Below are 23,450 nucleotides of genomic sequence, written 5' to 3' on the forward strand. Positions count from 1 at the left end.
GGTGGCTGATGTCACTGCCCGCGATCGTTCCGAGTCACAGATTCACTCACGTATGTTCGTATGGTGGGATTTCAGCTTCGACGAGCTCGCCAAGCAATTTGAATTCTCGGCCGAGAAGCACGACGAAGTCGTCGAACGTGACGATTCCGGCGAGCTGTCCATCTTCGTCGGTGGCTGGGATCCGGCGGACGTTCGAGTCCGTCATCACACGGATCACGTCAAAGATACCACTGTCCATCTCCACTGTGACGGGGTCGTCGCTCATCACATCGGCAGCGGTCGCTGTCGTGGGATCTGCCCCGCGGGCGACTGCTTGGACCGTGATATCACGGTCCGTCACGATCCCGCGTGGTTGGCCGTCTTCAACGATTACGATACTACCGACGTTCTCGTCGTCCATCAACTCTGCCAGTTCGGTGAGGGTGGTCGTTGGTGACGCGCTCACGACTGCTTCGCGGACGATTGTCTTGACTTCTGGCACAGGGGATCACCTCTCCACGATGACGGTGAGCGTACACCGGCACCACACAGAGCTTCGCTGCCCAGAGAAATAAACGTGGTATCGACTGAGTGTGCACCGATCGGAACCGGCCTCGCGATCAGAGCGCTGTCCGTGTTTGCACGTGTTCATCGAGCAGCCCGTATCCCGTTCGCCGTGGCACCCTTAGCGAACTCAGAGCCACATCTCGGATCGAGAGTACGACCTGAATCTCGAAGCGAATACTGCTCTTTTGGTACGGATGCCCAACCTCATCGCATCGCAGAAACGACGGACACCGGATAAGACGTCCTCTGGTCACCATCGTTCTATTCCGAGCGCGACAGTGACGACCGTACGATCTGTGGACCCCTCGAGAACGGGGATGGGATGCTCAAACGCTACCTGGACTCGAGAGAAAAATCGAACTGGTCTGCGGTGGTACTGGAGTACTGTTAAGACAGATCGTGTCGAACGTGCACATATGACATATACATTGCGGTGTGACAAGTGCGAGATCGATCAGACGTTTACGGAGTGGGCTGATGCGAACTGGGCCGCTAGCAACCACGAGGCTGATAACCCGACTCACTGGGTGACCATCCTTGATACCCAGCCAGCCTGAGCCACACAGGGTGTAGACGTGCCTCGAGCGCAGTCTCCACGAGCGCTCGAAAATCACTGCGTTATTTTCGCAAATCGCTCCGTGATTCGGAGCGGCTCGCTCCTATTTTTGAAACCGCACAAAAGGATGCCGTCTGGCGGTTGACCGCTTTCTACTCGTGACACCCCTTCGGTCGGCGCTTGCAGATACTGTCGGACAACAAGCAATGAACACTCGGCCGTGTCTTGACGCCTGTCACCGTTAGTACTCCGTCACGCGTCGACGGGCGAGTCGAACCAGATACCCGCGATCGGTTCGACCCGCAAAGTCAGGCGTGACGAACCACTAGCGGCAGCATCTCGCGTTCGATCGATGTGTGATCCGTGTTGTCCGACAGTCTGTGGAAGTGGGCTTCGCGCCTCAATGCAGCTACTGCCGCGGGCTTTCGCCTCGCGGCCCTCCAGGCGCGTGGTACGTCTCGATCGCTACCGACTATCAGCAACCTAACTTGGTCACCGATCCCACTGGCGATAGCCAACGAGCCCGACACTAACGAGACCTATAAGAGCGATACCGACGCCGGCGAACGGCAGGCCGCCTAACCCACCCGCTGTGGTTATCGACTGTTCACCGTTGGTTCCGGTTTCGGACTTCGTTGCAGTCGGTTCCGTAATGTTGATAGACTGTCCTGTCTGCGCTGTGCGGTCGCCGACCGTGTACATCGCCTCGATCTGGGCAGTCCCGACCAGTGCATCGTTGACTGGAATCGTCACTGTCTGAGCAGACGTTGCGTCGACAGTCTCGATCGTTGCACTGGGCAACTGAGTGTCGTTCGTTTGTCCCGAAATCGACACATCGTCAATTGGGGCGTTCCCGCGGTTGGTGACGCGGTACTGAAGCACCGTCGATCCGTTTCGTTCAAGAGCGAATGCGTACAGGTCGACGTCTTCGCGTAACGGTTCGACTTGCATCGACTGGGTGGCCGTTACGTGGCTCCCACTATTGTACTCCAACGTCGTCTCGAGGCTGTTGGAACCGACGTTCTCGGGCTGGACGTTGAATTCGACGGTCGTCATATTTCGAGCACCGAGCGTCGGCCAAACCCGTGTTGGGTCTTCGACGGTTCCATCGCTCTCGAGTCGGAGAGCGAGGTCGGTCAACGCGTTGTCGTCGCCGTTCGACACCGTCACTGTGACTGGGACGTCGGACCCAGCGACTGCACGGTCAGTAGTGATCTGCAGCTGTGGTTCCGTCACCGGATTGGACGAGGGCTCGGAGACGCTAACGTACACGGGCCGCTCGATAACACCGATCTTCTGCGTACTCCCGTTTGCGTCTGTTCTGACTCCGCGAACTGTCACCACTAATCGCTTTTCGCCTGCGGTGTCGAACGTCGTCTGAAGCGGGACGTCGATACTTTCTCCGGATCCGATGACGCCGAGATCGTCCGCTTCGTCGACCCGCCCCTGGTCAGGAGCCGTCAGAATGACTTGCGTAATTTCGAATCCGCCGTCTTTCTGGCTCGAGAGGCTGACCGTCGGCGTGACTGTGACAGCCTCATCGGTCGTCGGTTCGTCGTTCGAGACCGTCACGTCGGAGACGGTGACGTAGACATTCGACGACGACGCGGTAGTGAGCCCTGCCCCAGCGATCAGCGAACAACAGAGTAGTCCTACAACAAATACTACACGTAACTGTGACAACCCGTATCGCACTGATTGTGACATGCAAGATTTAGGTTCGCCTAAAACAATTAGTCGCTTTCGATTTAGGCTTGCCTAAATCAATGTCTGGTTCGCTTATTAGACTGTAAAATTGAAAGAACCACAACACTTCACCTCCACACGCTACCGAATCGACGGTTGTGATGTCTGGAGAGACTTCGAAACGGCGGGACGGTAAGGTTTGGTGTCGGCCAGTCGCTGTCTGCTTGTGTTTGTTGAATACCTTCTCCGCGCAGACACTCACCCTAACCCGACGTGACCGACTGGGACCGAGGCGCATACTCATGGGCCGCGAGGCGGTTTCCGGTGAACCTTCATCCTGGCAGAGGGTGCTTCGGCCTCGGCTATCGTGAGTGAGTCCAGTCACGAATCGACTACTGTATCCTCCTCTACATGAAGGGGCCGCTCGACGACGGCGCGAACGTTCGGTCCTTCAAGTTCGATCGTGACAGTGTCCGTGACGACACCGGTTTGTCCGTCGGTGAGCGTTACCTCCACGGAAACCGGCTCCTCGAGCGAAATCGGCGGAGTCGGATCGAATTCGAACGCGCTGGCATTGAGTGTCGTCACCGTCACCTCTTCGAGTTGGGAATCTATCGTTATCGTTGCCTCCGATTCAGCGATTGGCTCCCGCAAGGCGGCGCCATCCAGAGAGAGGTACGAGTTGTCATCGGACGTGTCAATACTGGCTGTGTGACCGGCGCCGACACGGGAGACACCGTCAGTCCCGACGAGAAGTGGAAGCGATGACCCGCCCGCAAGCGCAGCGAACAGACGACGTCGTGTTAGGTTCATCGTCTCAAGTGAGCCGTCCGGTCGGCTATGAGGGTTGTGGTACAATTTCCGAACGATCATTTGACTAGTCCGGCATATTCTAGAAGTGAACCACCCTTATTCGATAAATACACCAGAAGTTGTTAATAAATATGGTTTGGACCATCCAATCGTAGTATGTCGGAAAACGATAGTCACCAGGCGATCCGGGTTCGACCGACGAAACACTGCGGCCGATCGAACGGAGATGATCTAGCGTGAAACGACGCCTGTTCCTGTTTGGGTCGGCAACTGCTGGTGCCGGACTGCTGTTCGGCACGAGTGCATTCAGCGCGTCCGGTGTCGGCCACGCCGTTTCGATCGGGACCGGAAACGGCCACTTTCACGTCGAAGTAAACGACGACTATGCGGGAGATGCAAGCGAGTACGTCGAGGACACCAATCCAATCAGGTTGATTCTCGACGATCTTCACAAGCACGGTTGGATTCGGTTCGACGACCTGCTTCAGGTGACGAACACGGAAACGCAGGCTATCAACGTCCACGTCAAGGACCAGGACTGGCTCGGCGACGATACGGACGCTGTTCTCGATTATCGGTACGACGGCAGCTCGATCGTTGGCAAGGAAAACAGTGTCCCACTCGAAGGTGTCTCGGGCGACAACAGCATGCCGATCACTGTTCGCGCCGACACGACCGATCACGACGACCTTCAACAGGCCTTGCCTGACGCTGAAGCCGACGATGGGGATCGAACTGTAATGTTCGTTGCCTCGCCCAATGACGCTAACGGAGGAACTGGAGACGAGAGCGATGAAGAGGAGGTTACCAAAAGTGGCGAGAATCTCTCTGTCAGCGCGCCCGGACAACTCACCGTCGGCTCGGACAATCACTTCACTGTCACGGCGACTGTCTCCGACGGCGACTACAGCGGCGAGGCGACCGTGACCCTCGATGTGGAAGACACACTCGTCGACGAACAGACTGTTACGGTACCCAAAGACGAACCAGCGGAAGCGACATTCGATGTCCCGACCGTCTATAACGATTTGGCTGCGGAGAACACCGAGACCGGCCGGCACGGTCCACTGCGCTTCGACGGAACCGACTGGTCGGTTGGGGCCGAATACGGCGAGTCGACGGCGGAGGCCAGCGGGACTCTGGAAGTCGAGGATGCGCCAATCACGTTCGGCGACGCAAAGTGTGCCGTCTGCGGAATGGACACGAAAGGGGAAATGTTTGATACTGCCCACGCGCAACTAACCCACGCGAACGGCGACCGGATGGAGTTTTGTTCCACTGGGTGTCTGGTTACCTACGCCGTCGACCCCATGAAGTACGACGGCGACAAGGTTGATGTCCCGGATGAACCCATCGAAGGCGCTTGGGTCGTCGACTTCACCGACCTTGACAGCAGTGGCGAGCGCGCCGGCGACGGGACTGATCTCATCAACGCACACGAGGCGTACTTCGTCCTCGACTATGACACCTCATACGGGATGATGGGCGCAAATCCACGTGCGTTTACTACCAACGACGACGCCGTCGGCTACGTCAACACCGACGATGACCTCGGTGAGGAAGCTATAATCACGTTCGACAACTTCGACGCCGGCATCGCTGAAAAATATCGGCCTGGATTCAACTAAGCATACCTGCTCCAGCACCACGAGCCGCGCCGACTGCCGCTCGTCGGCGGCTGGCCGCTCTCGTAGACCGACACACCATGATACTCCAAACTACCACACGGCTGCTCAAGATCATCTTGATTATCGTAGTTGCGGCGCTCCTTGTCGGCCAGTTACTCGGCCAGCCGATCCTGCTCGGCTACGTCACCAGCGACAGTATGGAGCCAACGATCGACGCCAACGACGGCTTTGTCGCTGTTCCGGCCGCCGTCACAGGCGACCCAACTCCAGGCGATGTCGTCGTCTACGAGGCGACTGATGGCGAACTGGTAACCCACCGCGTCGTCAACGAGACTGCAGACGGCTACATAACGCGTGGCGATGCGAATCCAGTGACCGATCAAGATCAGGGTGATCTACCCGTCACCGAGGACCGAATCGTCGCGAGGGCTCTGCAACTCGGCGGGACGGTTCTCACAATTCCGGGGGCAGGAATGGCAGCGGCCAAACTGGATGCGGTCGTAGTCACCACACAGCAATGGGTGTTGGACAAGACCGGCTCCCAACTCGGCGGGATCAACGGCGTCGCCACTGCGGTCCTGGTGGTCTCGCTCGTCGGGTACGCCCTCGAGACCGTCCGTGACAGGCGTCGGTCGACGCTCGATACACGAGAGCGAACTGACGACATTGGTGTCACCCCACGGCGGCTGGTTATCGCCTTCTCACTCTTCATGGTGGTCGGCGCGTCGGCCGCGATGCTCGTCCCAGCAGGAGCGCAGTCGATGACACTCGTCAGTTCACAGCCAGCGCCCGACGGCGACCTGATCGTCGAGCCCGGCGAGACTACCGAGACGACATATCAGATCTCGAATACCGGATTCACACCGATCGTCGTCTACCTCGAGTCGAGCGAGGGAGTCGACCTCGAGCGAGAGACAGTGGTAGTGTCGGGGAAAGACAGCGCAGCCGTTGAGGCGACGCTCGAGGCACCTGAAGAAACGGGCCACTTCGAGCGGTCGATCTACGAGCGACGATATCTACGCGTGTTGCCACGATCCATGATCGGCGGACTCTACGATGTTCACCCGTGGCTGCCGTACGGTATGATCGTCGCTTCGCTCGGTGGTGGTGCATACGCCCTCGGCCGCGTTCTCGTCATCGAGGACGTCCGTGAGTGACGAACGCGGATCGATCAGCTCTTTCCGCAGAATCTGTCGTCAAAGCTGGTGTCTCGTCAGTTCGACGGAAAACCCGCTTCCCCTTCTCAACGTGGATTTCACCGCTGACGCTCACCGTTTTCCCTCATACGGACTCCTGTCAGTGTCGGCGCACCCGCATGTTAGCCGGTAAGTAGGTATGCGAACTGGCCGTCCCTACACGATCCAACACAACCCAACTCAAAGAAGTATCTATAAGCAAGAGTCATTTTACCACAAAATGAACAGTCAATACGATGCAGCACATCAGATGTTTCTACTGTGATTAATACTGTTTATTCAGTAGTAGCCTGGACGTTTCTCATAATTTTCTTTGTGACAACGGCGTTCTGGGTTGTAGAAGTCCTCGTTGTTGGGCAAGCACGAAAGCGACCTGCCGAGCACGACCTCTCCGACATTCAGGTTCGGGTGATGACTATTGATGCCCAAGAGGTTGTCCAGCAGACCGTCAATTCGCTTCCTGCAAAACTGAGCGACGTGCGGGTGATCGCCGAACATGACATCGACATCGATGGCGCAACGGTTCACGTCGTGCCTGAGTCGTTTACCTGTGAAGCAACGCGAAAAGCACGAGCTGCCGAGTGGGCTCGTCGCCACGTGCCCACAGATCAAACGTTTGTCCTCTATCTTGACGAAGATACTATTGTTCCATCACTCCCTCGGTTTCCCGATGCCGATATCGTCCAGTTGATGGAACGGCCGGTTCGGACCGGGTCGTGGTTGTGTTATTTTGCGGAAATCTTCCGCATGGGCTTTCAGATTGAACAGCGCGTGTTTCCGCGATTTCGCTATCCATTATATGCCTGGGGTGGTGGGTTCGCCGTCAAAACAGTCGTTGAGCAGGAGGTTACGTGGGACGTTCCGACAGTCACCGAGGATACGAATTTTATCTGGCGTGCATTCGCTGACCCAGACCGGGAGATGGCAGTCCTCCCAGTGAAACTTCTCAATCAGGCACCGCCGTCAGTCGGGGAACTGATCAGACAACGACGTCGGTGGATTTCGGGTGCATCCCTCGACTCGCATCTGTTACCCAGACAGTACCAACTGCTGTCGTTGCTCCGGAACGCAGCCTGGGGACTTGTGGCGCTGTCCCCGTTGCTCTTGATTCCACTAGTGACGCCCGTGTCAATCGTCTTCCTACCGTCCCTCTATGAAGTCGCCATTGGCGTTCAGATCGTGGGGATGTTTGCGTGGGGATTTATCGGCTATTGGTACTACGCAGAACGATTCCGCGTATTAGTTGGATTATTCGTCTCGCTCCCAGTCGTTGCAGTACTCCACGCAGCAGGGGCGTTGTGGGCGATTCTCCGTCCGACCAAAACCTTCCGCGTGACGCAGAAGGTGCCACCCACACAGCTGACCGACGACGTAGCTGAAGAGATAGTGAGTGATAACAGAGAATCGGACGATCACCAAGAAGGTGATGACGAAGAGAAACCTCGGGCTGTAAAAAGCCGGTAACGTCTCCGTCCATGGGAGCAGTACGCTGTTCGTGATAGCTATCGGTGAGACCGATTGCACCTCCGGGAACCACTTCGCCTGTACTCATCGCGAGTTTCACGCCACACTCTAAATAAAGAAACCGTATTACCAACTACTGATAGGGGAGTGATACAGACGGCTCAATATCCCTCCTAGGAAGATACTTCATCGAGTCGCCCGCTGCTCTGAATATGGCCTGGACGTTCTGGCGACACCCACACTCCGATGAGCGAGCGGACGCGGACGCAGCTTCGGTCAGTACCACCACCGATCCTGATTTTGCCGTCCTCGCCGAGTGGCGACGGGTGTGTATTCTCACCCATCTCGTCAATATGGAGTCCCTCGAGACTGATCGATCACAGTTAGTTGAGGTGGTGTTCGAGTCCGAAGTGCAGGATCCGAATCAGACGACCCAGCCGGACAGAGACGCGATCGACATCGACCTCCATCACCATCAGTTGCCACGGCTCGAACAGGCAGGACTCATCACATACGACTGGCGTCACGGCACGGTCCAGTACGATGGATCGCCGGTGATCGAAAAGGGGCTCGAATGTATCTCCGCGGATTCACCAGGTGTGCCACAGTTATGACGCCTCGACCCCTCACTCGAGTGAAACGTACGATGGAAGCGTCATGATGTGTAAGGAGAGCGGCTTACTGTAAAGCCCGGTGAGGATATCGAGACTGATGTTCGATTATCACGCAAATAGCTTTTTTACTGGACAATCAGGATACGTTGCCGAAATGCTTTCCGCTGATCCAACTAACAACTACGTATGAGTGATGCTGTCATTGTCATCGATATGTTGAACGACTTCGTGACTGGTAAAATCGAAGCAGAGCGGGCTCAAAACATCATTCCAACCCTCCGTGATGAGTTGCTGCCGGCGGCTCGTGCACACGACGTTCCAGTGATTTATGCCAACGATGCACATCGGCCGGAGGACTTCGAACTGGAGGTCTGGGGAGAGCATGCGATGCGTGGGACGGCGGGTGCAGCCGTCATTCCCGAACTCGAGCCCGAGGCTGATGACCACATCTTCGAAAAGCGGTTCTATGATGCGTTCTACGGGACCGGACTCGACCAACACCTCCGCAGCCTCGGCGTTGACCGGCTCGTAATGACCGGCCTGCATACGAACATGTGTGTCCGCCACTCGTCGGCAACCGGCTTTTTCAATGGCTACGAGATCATCGTCCCCAAAGATTGTGTCGACGCGTTCACCGAAGACGAACACGAGAACGGTCTCGACTATCTCGAGCGAGTCTACAACGCCGACCTCACGACGGCTGCGGCGCTCATTGAGGAGTGGGAGGCTGCTGCGTAGCTTTCGAGCGACCGCACGCTGTCGGAACTCGGCTTTATATCGATTTCCCGTTCTGCTTTCGGATCGCTCGATACGGTCTACTGTCTCGCTCTCCGATGGGCCCCAGAACGGCCGCGGGCCAACCAGACATGACTGAATACGGTTTGCTGTAACGACGTACCGGTGCAATTGCGACCGCCCGCGGTTGCACCGGCACTGACTTACAGTAGTCCGTATGACAGGAGTCCGTATCAGGGGTCTTTCTCGGCGTCAACCGGAAGCTCCACCACGAAGATGCTCCCGTCCGGATCGTTGTCTTCGACCCAGACGCGCCCATCGTAGCGAGTGACGAGCGTCTTCACGAGATGCAGCCCGAGTCCGGTTCCGTCGCTGTCGAGTCCCTTCTCACCTTCTTCGAAAATCTGTTCTTTGTGTGCATCTCGGATTCCGGGACCGTTATCTGTGATCCGAATCCTGACGTGCGTGTCAGCTCGCATTGTTGTGACCGTGACACTCGGAATCTCCTTGTCGTTGTGTCTGATCGCGTTTTTCAACAGGTTTCGGAACAGCGACTCCAGCATCTCGTCGGCGAGCACGTCGACGTCCGGGATCGTGCCTTCGATGTAGACGACCGCTCGTTCGTGGCTCGAGCGCACGTTGTCGACTTCCGCTTCGAGGATCTGCTGGAGGTTGACGGGATAGCGGTCGGCATCCGACTGGAGCATCACTTGCGTCACGTCTCTCGCTGTCTCCGTGATCTCGACGGCGTCGCGAGCCGCCGTGAGCACCTGTTCGACGTACGCTTTGCCATCCGCATCGACGTACTCCGCGAGCGTATCCGCGTATGCGAGGACGAGCTGGAGGTCGTTACGGATGTCGTGGCGCACGACCTGATTGAGCACCTCGAGGTTGTCCCGCTGGGTCTCGAGCTGTCGCTCGTACTTGACGCGGGTCGTGATGTCGATGTTGCTCTCTGCAAGCCGAACGAGGGTCCCGTCGTCGTCATAGATCGGGTTCGCGTGCACCTGAAAGGTCCGTTCGGTTCCCTCTTCGTCGAGATGGACGTGCTCGACCGTTACCGGTTCGTCCGTTCTCTCGATTTCGGCTATCGGACACGGGACCGGATCCTCGCCCTCATCACAGGGCTGGTCCCGGCCGTGGGTGAGTTCGTAACAGGTATCGCCCGTTTCGACGGCTGCATGCGAGTTCGCGTATTCGATCGTGTATTCCTCGGCGTTGAGCACGTAGAACGGATATGGGAGGCTCTCGATAACCGTGTCGAGGAAATCACGTTCGGCCGCGAGTTCTCGTTCACGCTCGGTACGTTCGGTGATGTCGCGACCGACTGCGAGATACTGCGGCTCGTCACCGATCTCGAGTTTGGTAATCCAGACTTCAGCCGGATATGTCGACCCGTCCTTTCGCTCGTGTTTTCCCTCGACCTTTACCGTCTCGTCGACGTCCATTGCCGCCCAGAGCTCGCGTGCGTCCTCCGAGTCGAGTCCGACCTCGTAATCTGTGACGTTCATCGAAGTGAGTTCTGCGTGTGAGTAGCCGAGGTTCTCGGTGTTTTGCTCGTTCGTGTCGATGATCTCTCCAGCCGCATCGTGGACGGCGATCGCGTCCGGCGACTTGTCGAACAACGCTCGCAAGCGATTCCTGCTCTCCTCGAGCGCCTGCTCGCGGTCTTTGAGCGCCGTCATCTCTTGTCCTGAACCGACGATCTGCTCGACACGTCCGTCGACAACGATCGGCGTCAGTTTGGTCTGCCAGACCGTCGTCTCGCCGTTCAACTGGAGTTCCTCCTCGTAGACGATTGGCTCTTGGCACTCGAGACACTCGCGATACTTCGCCTCGAGTTCGGCCCCGAGGTCGTCTCCGAAGGCTTCGACCGGTGTCTTCCCACGGACATCGGCAGTTGACTTGCCTGTAAACTCGGTTTCGCGCTCGTTGAACCGCTGAAACCGGATCGTTCCGTCTTCGCCGACATCGAGTAAGAACAGGGCGTCCTGAACGTGCTCGAAGAGTGTTTCGTACGCACGCTGAAGTGACTGGAGTGTGCGGTCGCGACTCGTTTCCTCGGAGACTGCCTGCGACACGCTGACGATCGTGGTGAGTGTGCCGTCCTCGACGATCGGCGTGAGTGTCGTCTGCCACTCGACAGTTCCGGCAGGGAACTCGAGCGTTTCCTCGTATTCGATGGGGTCACGTCGAGAAACGCACTCGTGAAACCGGCTGGCTGCCACAGTGCCGTCCGATTCGCCGAGAAGGTCACGGAGTGATCGGCCACGGCACGCGGTCGCTGTGATTCCGGTCTGTTCTTCGTGGGAGTGGTTGTTTCGCTGGAACCGGAAGGTCGGTTCCAAACCGTCGCGCTCGACCGTGAAAACGGCAATCGCGTCTTCGACGGCGGTGAAAATAGCTTCGGTTACCGAGGCTGGCTGCGATTGGCTCGCCGACAACGCGCGGTCGCTCTCGTCAGATCCAGCCACACGACGGTCCGGTCGATTCTGATCGGCCATACACATTCACGGCCTGTTTCATCAATAAGAGTGCCTATACTGTGAACACTCGGCTGGGCTGTCTGACCGTTCCGTGCCGTGATTGTGCTTGCGTCGCTACACAATCATTTTGGTCATCAGCTAAAAAGAACGGGTATGACTACGTCGGTGTCTGTCTTGCACGTCGGTGATCACCTTTCTCTCGAGGCGGTGGCTGCACCAGCCGACGGCCACGAGACTGCGGTCTTTACCGTCGAGACAGTTTCGCGGATGTGCGACGGTCTTGAACGGTTCGCCGCTGGTGCGTTCGACTGCATCGTGACGGAACGCCGACTTTCGGATGGTTCAGGGATTGACGTGATTAAAACGGTTCGCAACTCCGATCCGTCGGTTCCGATCTTTTTGTGTCCCTCCGACCACTCGAGCGAGTGCGTCCGCAAGGCAGTCGACGCCGGCGTGACGGAGTACTTGCCGTGCGAACCCGACCAAGACGCGTATCCGCTCTTGGCGACACAGATTCTCGATGCAGTCTCCCAGGAGCTGGCGACGGAGCGGGCAGCGAAACTCGAGCAGATCAACACCGTCATCCGTGATCTCAATCAGGCACTCGTTCACGCATCGACGCAGTCCGAGATCGATCGGCGCGTCTGCGAGATCATCAGCCAGTCCGAGTCCTACCTGTTCGCCTGGATCGGTGAGCACGATCCCGAATCGAACACAGTGACGGGACGGGCCGCAGCCGGTGTCGAAGCGGGCTACCTCGAGCAGATCAGTATCACGACGGATGAGGAACCGACCGCACAGGGTCCAACCGGCAAAGCTGTCCGTACCCGTGAAATACAGGTCATGCAAAACGTGCCTGACGATCCGGCCTACGAACCCTGGCGCGAGCAGGCGCTCGACCGCGGCTACCGCTCGAGTGTCTCGGTTCCGCTCGTCTACGACGGCGCGCTCTATGGCGTCTTGAACGTCTACGCGGACCGGGTGGGTGCGTTCAAACCGAACGAGCGGGAACTGCTCGCCGAACTCGGAGAGACGATCGCATACGCCCTCGACGACGTGCAAATGCGCGAAGAGTTGCGCCGCCGCCAACGCGCCATCGAACAGGCTGCCGACGCCATCTTCGTTACTGACGTCGACGGAACCATCGAGTACGTCAATCCCGCATTCGAGACGATCACCGGGTATATGTCTGCGGAAGCCATCGGTCGGAAGCCGAACATTCTCCGGTCCGATGACACCGACGACGACTATTACGAGCGGCTGTGGGCGACGGTCCTCGACGGGAAGACGTGGGACGAATCGATCGTCAACGAGACGAAAGCCGGCGAGCGCTATCATGCCGAACAGACGATCGCACCCATCGCCGACGGGACGGGCGAGATCGAGGGGTTCGTCGCTATCCAGCGTGATATCACCGAGCGGAAACAGCGCGAACACGATCTTGAGCGGAGTCAATCACGGCTTCGTGTGCTCTTCGATCAAGCACCGGACGGCATCGTCGTCCACGACGTGGATGGTGCCGTACTCGACGTCAACGAGGCGCTCGTCGAGATGCTCGGCTACACCAGAGACGAGTTGCTCTCCATGAACATCGCCGAGATCGAATGCGGTATCGATGAAGCGACACTGCGAAACAAATGGAGATCGATGGATCCCGGAGCAGTGGATAAAGTCGAGGTCGACGGCCGACACCGGCGGGCGGACGGCTCGACCTACCCGGTCGAAGTCTGGGTCAGTCGAATCGCGACCGATGACCCACGCGACCGGTTCGTCGCCTTCGTTCGCGATATCACGCACCGCAAGCACCGAATTCGACAGCTTCGGGTCCTTGATCGCGTGCTCAGACACAACCTCCACAACGAAATGGCAGTCATTCGTGGCTATGCTGAGACGATCACGGACGCCACTCCCGGAGACGAAGCCACGTACGCTCGCGAAATCGTCGCGAGCTGTGATCGCCTGCTCGAGACGGTCTCAAAGGAACGGGAAATCGTTCAGATTGTTTCGAGCCGGCCTCACCGCACCGAGATTGAACTCGTCGAAACGATCAGAGAGTGTGCCGACCGACTCCGATCCCAGTATTCGAACGGACGGATCGAGGTTCGTGCATCGGCCCCCGTTTTCGTCGAGGCAACGATGAACATCGAGCGAGCGATCGAGGAACTGCTAGAGAACGCGCTCGTTCACAACGATCGGTCACCGTCCAAGATCAGTATCGAAGTCACACGTAACGACGATGGAACCGTCTCGGTCTGCATCTCGGATACCGGACCACGCATCCCCGCGGAAGATGCCCGTATCCTGACTGGTGAAGAACAGCTCGACCCGCTCTCTCACGGGAGCGGACTGGGTTTGTGGCTGGTCTACTGGATTATCGAACACTCCAACGGCGACATTCAGGCCAGGTCAAACAGCCCGCGCGGAAACACAATCGAGCTCACGCTGCATGCGACCTCGTGAGCGATTGCTCTCGATCACGGCTGGCGTTCACAACGACCGCGCGCTTTGACGACCGCTGATCGTCGCCGGCTCGAGGACGTACCAGTCGAACGAAATCGACGCGGTGTCTCGACTGAAGACGTCGACCGATGCGAGGTCGCTTTCGGCGAACACCTCGAGCACATCTCGCTGTCGAACCTCGTCGCGGGAGAGTGGGGACAGCGAGCCATCGACGATGACGCTGCGCCACTGGTCCGGCCGCGCATACCGCGAGACGACGAACGAAGCCGCGGCCGAGCGTTCCAGTCGGGCCTGTTTTTCGCTGCCATCGAACGCTGCCAGATGCATGTATAATACCCGTTCGTCGGCGTCGTATCCGTACGACATCGGAATCGCGTACGGTGACTCCCCATCGAAGGCGAGCACGCCGTAGCCCTCCGATCCGAGGAAGGTATCGATCTCGTCGTCCGACATCGTCGTGGGAGTGACCGTCTCTGCGCTCCCGTCGGACTCGTCGCCTCCTTCTTCGAGCTCGTTGGCGGTCGTCGCTGCCGTCTGCCCGGTCTCCGTCGGTGACTCGGCGTCCGCGACGGACTCGAGCGGTGAATCCTGTGGTTCGACGACGCGATCGAACAACGATTCGAACAGACGGCGTGTCTGTTCGTCGGCTGCCGCTGGATGGAAGTGGACGTGGACGTCGGCCCCCGCGCCCTGCAGGGTCGCGAGGATAGTATTCAGAAAGCGGTAGATCAGGTCCGTATCGTGATACGGTAAGAGCGACTCGATGTCGCGGAGGCAGATCTTCACTGACCCCTCGATTTCGTCCCACCGTTCGATGAGACGGGAGAACACGATCGAGATCCCGGTCAAATCCTGCGGATCCACCTGAAATCCGTACAGCGGCGTCTGTTCACCGACGACTGTCCTCGTCGAACCCCCATCGGACTGCGGTGTCGTGATGATGACGGCCGCCTCCGAGGGATCGTTGATTCGCTCTAACTGAACGTCGAGCGCATCGCGAAGCGATTCGAACGACTGTGAGGACGTCAACTGGACGACGCGGTACTCGCCTTCGACCGCGTCGTCGAACACCTCGGTACAAAACGCCTCGTCGGACTCGAGCGTACCTGACTCGAGATACAGCGTCGGGCCCCGCGTCCGGTCTCCCTCATGGTCACTGTTGGTCCCCATTTATTTATAAAATCAGATGTCACACAGTTATACGTTTCGCCCATCGTGATCGAGTGCCCGTCCGTCCACGAGCGAGTGTCGCTTGAGTGACGGTTATCGTAACAATTGAAATGAGTTCCACACCGATCGCATCGTCCACGGTTCTCGCTCACGGTGCTCTCTGAACCGCGCTCCCGTCGTGCGATCGGATGTGCAGCGATTGTCAGTGACTACGATCGGTGTCGGAACGGTCTGCAGCCGACTGCGTGTCGTGTGCCTCCTCGACGCGTGCTGCATGGTTCTCGAGGTCCGCTGCGATCGTCCGAGCCTGCGCGGGCGTCAACTCGAGTTCCTCCATATGCGCGGGCAGATGGTCCTCGGTCATGTTGTCCAGTTCGAACTGCAACCGAACGCAGTCGGGATCGTCCCTCTCAGCCGTTGCGTTCACGACGGCCAGCGATTCCGTCTCGAAGTCGTGGCCTGTCACGACGGCGTCGACGAGATCGAGGGTCGTGTACGCGTTGACTTTCATCAATCGATCAGCCATGTTAGTCGTCGGATGGAATCGGTGTGCCGTCGGCGCGTGCGGGCGCTGGGCTCGCCTCGAGGTCATCGTCTTCGGCGTAGGGGTACCAGGTGCGCTTCGTGTTGTGCATGTACGGATCGTCGTAGTCCGTCTCCGCTGGCTCGACGAGGTCGGCGAGTTCGTCGTCGTCTCGCTCGAGGACGAACTCCCGGAAGCTCTCGGAGCCGTCGCGGGCAGCCGCGAAGTTCTCGAGTAAGTTCGCGATCGCGCCGGGGACTTCGTCCGCGGGGATGCGTTCGGCGACCCAGGACGCGAACTGTGGGTTCTCGCCGAGTCCGCCGCCGAGCCCGAGGTCGAGGGCTTCGACTGGCTCGCCGTCCTTGCGCGTCTTCATCCCTCGCAGGGAGACGTCGGCGATCTGGGGCTGGGCACACGAGGCCGTACAGCCCGACAGGTGGATGTGAAAGTCCTCGACGCCGTCTGGCAGATCGACGTTTTCCTTGAGCCAGCGGGCGTAGCGAACCTGCCGGTTTTTCGTCTCGACGATCGAGAGCGAGCAGAACTCGGTCCCCGTACAGGCGATCGAGCCGCGCTGGAACGGATGCGGGTCGGGGCTATATTCCTCGAACACGGGTTCTGCGAGCAGCGCGTCGAGATTCTCGTCAGGAACGTCGGTGAGGATGATGTTTTGGCGCTGCGTCAGCCGCACTTCGCCGGAGGCGTACGTCTCGGCCGCGTCGGCGATCTCGTAGGCGTCGTCGACGCCGATCCTGCCGACGAGGACGTTCAATCCAACGTAGTACTTCCCGTCGACCTGCTCGTGGACGCCGACGTGGTCGTGTTTGCCGTCGGCGTCGCCCGCGTTGTACGAGTACGCCTCGCGGAGGTCGTCGCCAGCCGTCTCGAGTTCGAAGTCGACGTAGTCTTCCTGCAGCGTCTCACGGACCTTCTCCGGGCCCCACTCGTCGACGAGGAACTTCATGCGAGCGTTGTAGCGGTCTTCGCGGTCGCCGTGGTCGCGGAAGAGCGCGGAGAGCCCACCCGCCACGTCGACGGCCTGCGCTGGGGTGGCGAAGACATCGATGTCACGAGCGAATCGCGGCTCGTTGCGCGAGAGGCCACCACCGACGCGGACGTTGTAGCCGGTGACTGTCTCCCCGTCGATCTCCTTCTCGGCGGGTTCGAAGGCGAGGTCGTTGATATCGCCCTGGCCACAGCCTTCGTCACAGCCCGTCACCGAGACCTTCCACTTCCGCGGGAGGTTCGAGTGTGCTTCGTTCTGCTTGAAGGTCTTGTTGAGTTCGGTGGCAAGGGCACTCGCATCGACGTGCTCGTGTTTGTCCTTGCCGGCGACCGGACAGCCGACGATGTTCCGCCAGGAGTCACCACACGCCTGGACTGTAGAGAGGCCGATCTCTTCGAGCCGCTCGAAGATTTCGGGGATGTCCTCGAGTCGGATCCAGTGCAGTTGGATCGCCTGTCGGGTGGTCACGTCGAGCCAGCCGTTACCGAACTCGGGGTTTTCGGCGGGGCCGCGGGAGAACTCGTCGGCGAGCTCGACGATACGCCGGAACTGGCCCGGCTCGAGGACGCCACCGGCTGGGCCGATCCGCAGCATGAAATAGGATTCCTGTCCGGCCCGCTGGTGGTACAGACCGTACCACTTGAACCGCTCGAACCAGGCGTCTCGTTCGTCCTCGGGAATCGACTCCCAGCCCTCCTCGGCGAACCGCTCGATCTCGGCACGAATCTCCGTGCCGTAGAGTTCGTCCTTCCATTGTTCGACGTCAGTAGCCATTACGACCGCATATGGAGGGTACACATAAGACACGTCGTCTGTCGTCAGTTCTCCCCGCGTCTCAGTGGTTCCGGTCGTCTTTGCCACTATTGGCTTACGTGCGCTCGCCGTCGGGTTCGACGAGCCATTGGACGCCCTCGGGATCGTACGGGCGGAAGTCGTCGTTTACGATGCGGCCGACGGGAAGCGCCTCGATCGAATCGCGCGTGCCACACTCGAGACACTGTCCGACTGCGTGGGCGACGACGGTCGAGCCGTCGACGTCGACGTCGACGAACGCCTCGAGTAGGACGTACGCCGGGGTACAGTCACAGAACGTGCCAGTCGTAAGGGTCCAGACATCGCTGACGCTCACTTGGCGACTGTCGTTGACGCTGATCCATGCGCCGTCGTCGAGCGTTCGCAGGGCGATCGACATACGTGGAGTTGGCTCACTGTCTCCCTTCGTCTATCGTCCCGTGCAAACCTTACCGACGTGGCGACGCCGTTCTCGCGGAAAACGGCACGACGGCATCGGGTTCGGACAGCTTCGGCCAAACCTAGATACCGGATAAAATATCCGATATGGGCGAGCACGAGTCGGCGGCGTCCCGAACGTGGGTCTACGAGCGAACACGGGATCGTATCACGAAGTCCCAATTCGAGCGCGGATCGGGTTTCACTCAGTGAATCGTTTCTCGGCGCTGTGATCGTTCGAGAGGCCCTGCTCGTACCCGGCGTTACGATGCTGACGGATCGATCTCGATGTCGGTAGCACTCGTCGCAAACTGCTTGATAATCTTCTCTTCAGCTCGGTGGAGCGTCTCGCTACAGGTCGATTTCGCGATGTCGACATCAGCAGCGAGTTCTGTCAGCGTGACCTCGCGTGGTGTGTCGTAGTACCCCAGTTCGATCGCTCGTTGCACGAGTTCAGTCTGCTTTTTGCTCAACAACTGTGTCGTTTCGATGCGATGGGTGACGGACTTTACGGTAAACGAGATGTCGAACTCGCGCAACTGCTCTGCGAGCAGGGAGAGTCGTTCTCTGGCCGCAGTAATCTCCCAGTCGACTGTGCTGTCACTGACGGTAAACGGTAACTCGAGCGGTGTACCGGCTTCTCGAACCGGGAACAACAGGATCGGTGACGATGTCTCGAACTGGATGAGGACACTGTCGTCCGTTCGTTGGAGCACATCGATATTCGTGACATCGTCGTAGCTGTCCATCGCTCGAACGACAGCACCGACATCCGAATGCGAGATCTCGGTGAGTGCGACACCGCCCATCGCTTTGGGGAACGCGGTGAGTATCTCGAAAACTGCGTCCGGATAGTCCCGCGAGAGTTCGCCGATCCAGATCCGGTCCGGAATCGTTATCGTGATCTCAGCAGTGGGCATGGATGCCGATATAGAGTCCCGCCGTGTATCAGTGTGTTCGAACATGTTCGAGTCGGACGGCCAGTCGAGCGGAGAGGGGGAACAGCGAACGATTCCGCGCAGGACCGGCAGCAGTAAGTCGCCACGTCGTCGCTGTCCAGCCATGGAAACGGTCTCGCTATCGCGGCGGTTCGACACCGATCCGGAGACACTCCGCGCACTCATAACGGATGTCGAACCGTTCATGTATGGTGCCGACTTCGATACCGTCGACAGAGCGGGTACGACGCTGACACTCGAGAACAGCGTCGGACTCGCGACGATCGAACTCGAGGTCGAACTCGTTGACGACCCGGATGCAGCGCTCGCCTACGAGCACCGCGATGGCGTTTTCAAGGAGATGACGACGCGATACGAATTGACTGGCCGCGGTGACCACACGGAACTCACCGCGACGACGGACTTCGAAGTCGACGTTGCGCTCGTGGGATTGATCCTGGATGCGACCGTTATCAAGCGACAGCGACGGCGGGAACTCACGGCACAGTTCGAGTATCTCGCCGATGAAATCTGACACGGCAACTAGCTGCGAACAGTATCGGCAGAACGGGTCTCCACCCAGTACATGGAGCCGGCCACCGGCACCTGAACATATTCGGAACAAGTCCCTCATCGTGAGAGCCCCGAGCAGAAGTTGTATGGCAGAGACAACCCTCGACGTTCGTGAGGTTCCACCGGCGAAGCGCCATTCGAAGATCCACGAGACGTTTACTGCCCTCGAGAGTGGCGATACCCTGACGCTCATCAACGACCACGAGCCGAAACCACTGTTTTACGAACTACAGGCCGAAGTCGACGCATTCGACGCTGATGGCTACACTGTCGACCATCGAGGTGAGAACGAATTCGTCGCAAAATTCCCGAAAAAGTAGTCGGCTGAAACGGTTCCCTGTCAGGGCTGTCGGAGACAGGAGCTCCTGCTGTCAGTATCGGATCGAAACCGCTCGTCTCGACGGAGACGAACAGATGTCGCGGTCACTCGCCTCGAGGACTGTTCGACCCGACGGCTTACGACTTCGACGCAGCGGGATCGAACTGGGCGCAGTTCGGACACCAAGCAGAGTCGTCCGCCCGTCGTTTTTGTTTGCCACCGCAGGTAGAACACCGCGAGGCCGCGTACTGAACCATACGCTTCATCACGAGGGCGCAATTATATCTTTGTCGTATTTGCTATTTCAACCAAAATGGTTGTGAAATTCACCTACTGGTGACGATCAGAATAGGCGATACGTCCACGAGACTGATGCCAGCGACCTCGATTCGGTGACAACGGTCGAGACGGGGACGTCCCGTGTGAGCACGTACTGTCGGCTCCTGTTATCCCTGGCCGACCAGCGAGTCCTCTTCGTCCCACTCCTGCTCGCGCAGTTCGTACTTTTCGACCTTTCCGGTCGCCGTCGTCGGCAGTTGCTTGACGAATTCGACCCGGCGGACGACCTTGTAGCTCGCGAGGTTCTCGCGGGTAAAGTCGATAATCTCCTCGGCGGTCACACCGGGATCCGTCGGGTCACCGTTGGCCGGCACGATGAACGCCTTCGGCGTCTCGCCCCACTGATCGCTCGGCGACGGAATCACGGCGACTTCGGCGACCTCGGGGTGTTCGTAGAGCGCGTCCTCGAGTTCGATACTCGAGATGTTCTCGCCCCCGGAGATGATGATGTCCTTCTTGCGGTCCTGAATCGCGATCATGCCGTTCTCGTCGACGGTGGCGAGATCGCCCATGTGGAACCAGCCCTCGAGGCGGTCGTTGAACGCCCGCTCGGTCTCCTCGGGGTTCTCCCAGTAGCCTTCCATGATCTGGTTGCCACGGACGACGATCTCGCCGATCGTCGCGTCGTCCCACGGGACCTCGTCGCCGTCGTCGTCGACGACGCGGATCTCCGTGCCGAGCATCGGGATTCCCTGTCGCTTCTTGATGTCGTAGCGGGCCTGATCGTCCTCGAGGAGGCGGTTGACTTCGGAGGTGGCGATGAGGGGGCCGGTCTCGGTCGCGCCGTAGACGTGTGCCAACTCCCAGCCGAACTCGTCTTCGACGGTTCGGATCGTCGCTTCCGGCGGGGCGCTGCCGGCGGTGGCGACGCGAACGTCGTTGTCGCCTGTCGTCACCGGATCGTTTTCGTCGTAGTAGTCGAGCAGCATGTTGAGCACGGTCGGAGCGGCACAGAAGTACGAGACGTCTTCCTCTTGAATCGCCTCGAACACGTCGCCTGCGTCGACGCCGCGCGTACAGACGTGCGTGCCACCGATGCCGGTAATCGAGAAGACGTGGCCCCAGCCGTTGACGTGGAACATCGGCAGCGTCCACAGATAGACGTCGTCGTCGCTGATCTCGCGGTGAACCGACGAACAGTAGGCGTGGATGGTCTCGCCGCGGTGGTTTCGCATCACGCCTTTCGGGTCGCCCGTCGTCCCTGAGGTGTAATTGATCGTGATGATGTCCTCTTCGTCCATTTCGGGCCGGTCGTACGTCGGCTCGGTGCCCGCCAGAACCTCGTCGAAGTCCTCCCAGTCACCGTCGACCGCGTCGGCGTTGGACGCGATGAACGTCTCGACCGGAACCTCGTCACGGACGGCCTCGACCTGATCGGCGTACTCGTGGTCTGCGATGATCGCGGTCACATCACAGTCGTTGAGCATGTACTCGAAATCCGACGGGACGAGCCGGTAGTTCAGCGGCGTGTGGACGGCACCGATCTGTGTGATCCCGTAGACGGACTCGAGGTGGTAGTGGGTGTTAGGCGCGAGCACGGCGACGCGGTCACCTTTTTCGACGCCGCGGTCCTGCAGTGCTGCCGAGAGTCGGTCGGCCCGCTCGCCGAACTCGTCGTAGGTGAATCGATCGCCGTTCGCAGCGATGATAGCCTCTTCCTCGCCAAAATACGTTCGGGCGCGGTCTAAAAACTGCGGTACGAGCAGTGGTCGATCCATATTCGATCGAGTGCTGGTGGTGGTTTAAAACTAACTCAATTCCCCGAATTTCGAAACAAATTGAGTATAATAATTCGTGATGGACTCGATCTGTCAGATGGGTGCGCGTGGTCGTCGGGCCGTGAATACTCTCGGACACGTCGCAGCAACGCATCGGCTGTTCGTGACCGATATCCAGCATAGAGCTGGGGCTTGAATGCGGCGTAAGTCACAGGAGAGGGCGAGTAGCGTCAAGCGGACGCTATCATCGCCCTCGAAGTGCGGCAAACGACTGTCATCGCTGGCTGCCCTGGCAGCCATGCTATCATATATCGTGGTTGTTGTTGAATCTATCGAACCGTCGCAGTGAGTGAGCCATAGTAGCCACTGGCAGTCACTGCACACCCGATCGCACGATGGGAGCGCGGGTCGGAGCGATGGGGTGAGCGAGAACTGCGGCCCCTGCCGTCGGTGTGCAAATCGTTTCAGTTGTTACTATAGAACGGCGGGCGGTGAGGGAAGTCAGGGCGGTCACAGCTCGTTGTACCGAAGTTTCGTAACGTGCCCCGTCCACGCATGCATGTCTCCGTCCCGAAGGTGCCAGACGACATCGCCCGCCGTCGGAACGCGAACACCGTTTCGAGTCTCGTAGTTTCGCCAGTAGCCGGACCAGGGCGTCACCTCGTACCCCCCGTCAACGTGTCGATACCGATCGGCGGAGACGTGCGCCACCTCGTTGTTTTCGGTAAACGAAAACGTGACTGAAGCGGATACGTCCCCGTTTTCGATGGTCGCTTTCGCCGTCCGCTTGTCGATCGACTCCCACTCGACGCCCGCTGTGGGAAGGAGCGCGGTCGGATACCAGACCGCCTCGGCGAGGTACCGCATCAGTGCCGCTTCGTCTAACTCCGAACTCGAGTCATCGCCCTCGAGTGGGACGACACCGAACAGCGAAACGTTCGCAGTTCCCGCCCAGTCGTGAAACTGGTCACGGACGCGGACCGAGACGAACGGTGCGAGGGAGACTGACGCGTCCCAGACGAACCCTGGCGGATCGACTGTGACGTACTGTGTCGCTGCAAACGGTTTCCACGGTGATGCTGCGTCACCGGGACGTAGCTTGCCGGTCTGTTCGAGATAGACCGAGTCGATGTATGGTTGTCCCTCCTGAAGAACGGTGTCAAGATACGCGTAGACTGGAGTCGGGAGCCCTTCGAGGTCCTCTTCCGAGAACGTCCCTTCGCGTCTCGTGGTCGCTACCTGTCGAAGTTCGGCCACATCCTGGGCCGTCTTACGCCGACGCCAGCCGACGGTGGCGAGAACGATGACGAGGAGCGCGATGCAGCTTCCGGTGACGCGTTTTCGAAGACGAGTAGTGCACATGGATGCACGTTCACGTCAGCTCCCTAAAGCGTATCCTCCCGCTTGAGACACGTCCCAGAACAGCGGTGACTGGAGCAGTAACGTGTGC

20 protein-coding genes are annotated in these 23,450 nt (G+C 59.0%); 9 read left to right on the plus strand and 11 right to left on the minus strand.

The window, feature by feature from the left end; genetic code table 11:
• Positions 1 to 46: 46 nt before the first annotated feature.
• A complete protein-coding gene (locus tag E2L06_RS16595; RefSeq protein WP_138782769.1) occupies positions 47 to 481 on the minus strand; it encodes a CBS domain-containing protein in 435 nt (144 codons plus the stop codon).
• A gap of 481 nt (positions 482 to 962) precedes the next feature.
• On the opposite strand from E2L06_RS16595, the gene E2L06_RS22055 reads away from it, so the two are divergent.
• On the plus strand, positions 963 to 1,103 hold the full coding sequence (locus tag E2L06_RS22055) for a hypothetical protein (RefSeq protein ID WP_171052412.1): 141 nt from the start codon (positions 963 to 965) through the stop codon (positions 1,101 to 1,103).
• Between the two features lie 491 nt (positions 1,104 to 1,594).
• On the opposite strand, the gene E2L06_RS16600 is transcribed toward E2L06_RS22055, so the two are convergent.
• Together E2L06_RS16600 and E2L06_RS16605 are read right to left on the minus strand one after the other, a co-directional pair.
• Positions 1,595 to 2,674 carry a transglutaminase gene (locus E2L06_RS16600; RefSeq protein ID WP_249361481.1) on the minus strand — a complete coding sequence of 360 codons (1,080 nt, stop codon included), beginning with the start codon at positions 2,672 to 2,674 and terminating at the stop codon, positions 1,595 to 1,597.
• A 495-nt stretch (positions 2,675 to 3,169) separates the two neighbouring features.
• The gene (locus E2L06_RS16605; RefSeq protein WP_138782771.1) at positions 3,170 to 3,601 is read right to left on the minus strand and encodes a hypothetical protein; all 432 of its coding nucleotides are present in this window, start codon (positions 3,599 to 3,601) and stop codon (positions 3,170 to 3,172) included.
• A gap of 236 nt (positions 3,602 to 3,837) precedes the next feature.
• On the opposite strand from E2L06_RS16605, the gene E2L06_RS16610 reads away from it, so the two are divergent.
• The 5 genes from E2L06_RS16610 (at position 3,838) to E2L06_RS16630 (ending at position 9,241) form a co-directional block, all read left to right on the plus strand.
• Positions 3,838 to 5,229, plus strand: a complete 1,392-nt coding sequence (locus E2L06_RS16610; protein WP_138782772.1) for a nitrous oxide reductase accessory protein NosL — start codon at positions 3,838 to 3,840, stop codon at positions 5,227 to 5,229.
• Between the two features lie 77 nt (positions 5,230 to 5,306).
• The gene (locus E2L06_RS16615; RefSeq protein WP_138782773.1) at positions 5,307 to 6,386 is read left to right on the plus strand and encodes a signal peptidase I; all 1,080 of its coding nucleotides are present in this window, start codon (positions 5,307 to 5,309) and stop codon (positions 6,384 to 6,386) included.
• A gap of 300 nt (positions 6,387 to 6,686) precedes the next feature.
• Positions 6,687 to 7,889: a glycosyltransferase family 2 protein gene (locus tag E2L06_RS16620; RefSeq protein ID WP_138782774.1), complete on the plus strand. Its 1,203-nt coding sequence runs from the start codon at positions 6,687 to 6,689 to the stop codon at positions 7,887 to 7,889.
• A 212-nt stretch (positions 7,890 to 8,101) separates the two neighbouring features.
• Complete coding sequence (locus E2L06_RS16625; RefSeq protein ID WP_138782775.1) at positions 8,102 to 8,503, plus strand: hypothetical protein; 402 nt, start codon at positions 8,102 to 8,104, stop codon at positions 8,501 to 8,503.
• A gap of 186 nt (positions 8,504 to 8,689) precedes the next feature.
• Complete coding sequence (locus tag E2L06_RS16630; protein ID WP_138782776.1) at positions 8,690 to 9,241, plus strand: cysteine hydrolase family protein; 552 nt, start codon at positions 8,690 to 8,692, stop codon at positions 9,239 to 9,241.
• 230 nt (positions 9,242 to 9,471) lie between these two features.
• Here the strand turns inward: E2L06_RS16630 and E2L06_RS16635 are convergent, their stop codons facing one another.
• Entirely contained in the window at positions 9,472 to 11,712 is a 2,241-nt protein-coding gene (locus E2L06_RS16635) for a PAS domain-containing sensor histidine kinase (protein WP_171052413.1), read from the minus strand.
• A gap of 165 nt (positions 11,713 to 11,877) precedes the next feature.
• Between E2L06_RS16635 and E2L06_RS16640 the strand changes: the two genes are divergently transcribed.
• A complete protein-coding gene (locus E2L06_RS16640; protein WP_138782778.1) occupies positions 11,878 to 14,184 on the plus strand; it encodes a PAS domain S-box protein in 2,307 nt (768 codons plus the stop codon).
• 27 nt (positions 14,185 to 14,211) lie between these two features.
• Here the strand turns inward: E2L06_RS16640 and E2L06_RS16645 are convergent, their stop codons facing one another.
• The 5 genes from E2L06_RS16645 to E2L06_RS16670 all read right to left on the minus strand — a co-directional run bounded on the left by E2L06_RS16645 (position 14,212) and on the right by E2L06_RS16670 (position 19,033).
• A complete protein-coding gene (locus E2L06_RS16645; RefSeq protein ID WP_138782779.1) occupies positions 14,212 to 15,354 on the minus strand; it encodes a pyridoxamine 5'-phosphate oxidase family protein in 1,143 nt (380 codons plus the stop codon).
• A 202-nt stretch (positions 15,355 to 15,556) separates the two neighbouring features.
• Positions 15,557 to 15,880 (minus strand): DUF6360 family protein, encoded by a 324-nt coding sequence (locus E2L06_RS16655; protein ID WP_171052414.1) that lies wholly within the window; start codon positions 15,878 to 15,880, stop codon positions 15,557 to 15,559.
• A 1-nt stretch (position 15,881) separates the two neighbouring features.
• Complete coding sequence (locus E2L06_RS16660) at positions 15,882 to 17,657, minus strand: nitrite/sulfite reductase (protein ID WP_138782780.1); 1,776 nt, start codon at positions 17,655 to 17,657, stop codon at positions 15,882 to 15,884.
• 94 nt (positions 17,658 to 17,751) lie between these two features.
• Entirely contained in the window at positions 17,752 to 18,075 is a 324-nt protein-coding gene (locus E2L06_RS16665; protein WP_138782781.1) for a hypothetical protein, read from the minus strand.
• 301 nt (positions 18,076 to 18,376) lie between these two features.
• Entirely contained in the window at positions 18,377 to 19,033 is a 657-nt protein-coding gene (locus tag E2L06_RS16670) for a helix-turn-helix domain-containing protein (RefSeq protein WP_138782782.1), read from the minus strand.
• A gap of 142 nt (positions 19,034 to 19,175) precedes the next feature.
• Here E2L06_RS16670 and E2L06_RS16675 point away from each other — a divergent pair, with 142 nt between their 5' ends.
• Together E2L06_RS16675 and E2L06_RS16680 are read left to right on the plus strand one after the other, a co-directional pair.
• Positions 19,176 to 19,586, plus strand: coding sequence for an SRPBCC family protein (locus tag E2L06_RS16675; RefSeq protein WP_138782783.1), 411 nt, complete (start codon positions 19,176 to 19,178; stop codon positions 19,584 to 19,586).
• Between the two features lie 124 nt (positions 19,587 to 19,710).
• Positions 19,711 to 19,944: a DUF2249 domain-containing protein gene (locus E2L06_RS16680; protein ID WP_138782784.1), complete on the plus strand. Its 234-nt coding sequence runs from the start codon at positions 19,711 to 19,713 to the stop codon at positions 19,942 to 19,944.
• A gap of 445 nt (positions 19,945 to 20,389) precedes the next feature.
• On the opposite strand, the gene E2L06_RS16685 is transcribed toward E2L06_RS16680, so the two are convergent.
• Together E2L06_RS16685 and E2L06_RS16690 are read right to left on the minus strand one after the other, a co-directional pair.
• Entirely contained in the window at positions 20,390 to 22,000 is a 1,611-nt protein-coding gene (locus E2L06_RS16685) for a long-chain-fatty-acid--CoA ligase (protein WP_138782785.1), read from the minus strand.
• A gap of 510 nt (positions 22,001 to 22,510) precedes the next feature.
• Complete coding sequence (locus E2L06_RS16690; RefSeq protein WP_138782786.1) at positions 22,511 to 23,362, minus strand: DUF6544 family protein; 852 nt, start codon at positions 23,360 to 23,362, stop codon at positions 22,511 to 22,513.
• Between the last annotated feature and the right edge of the window lie 88 nt (positions 23,363 to 23,450).

It is taken from the genome of Haloterrigena sp. H1, from assembly GCF_005938085.1.
Taxonomy (GTDB): Archaea; Halobacteriota; Halobacteria; order Halobacteriales; family Natrialbaceae; genus Natrinema.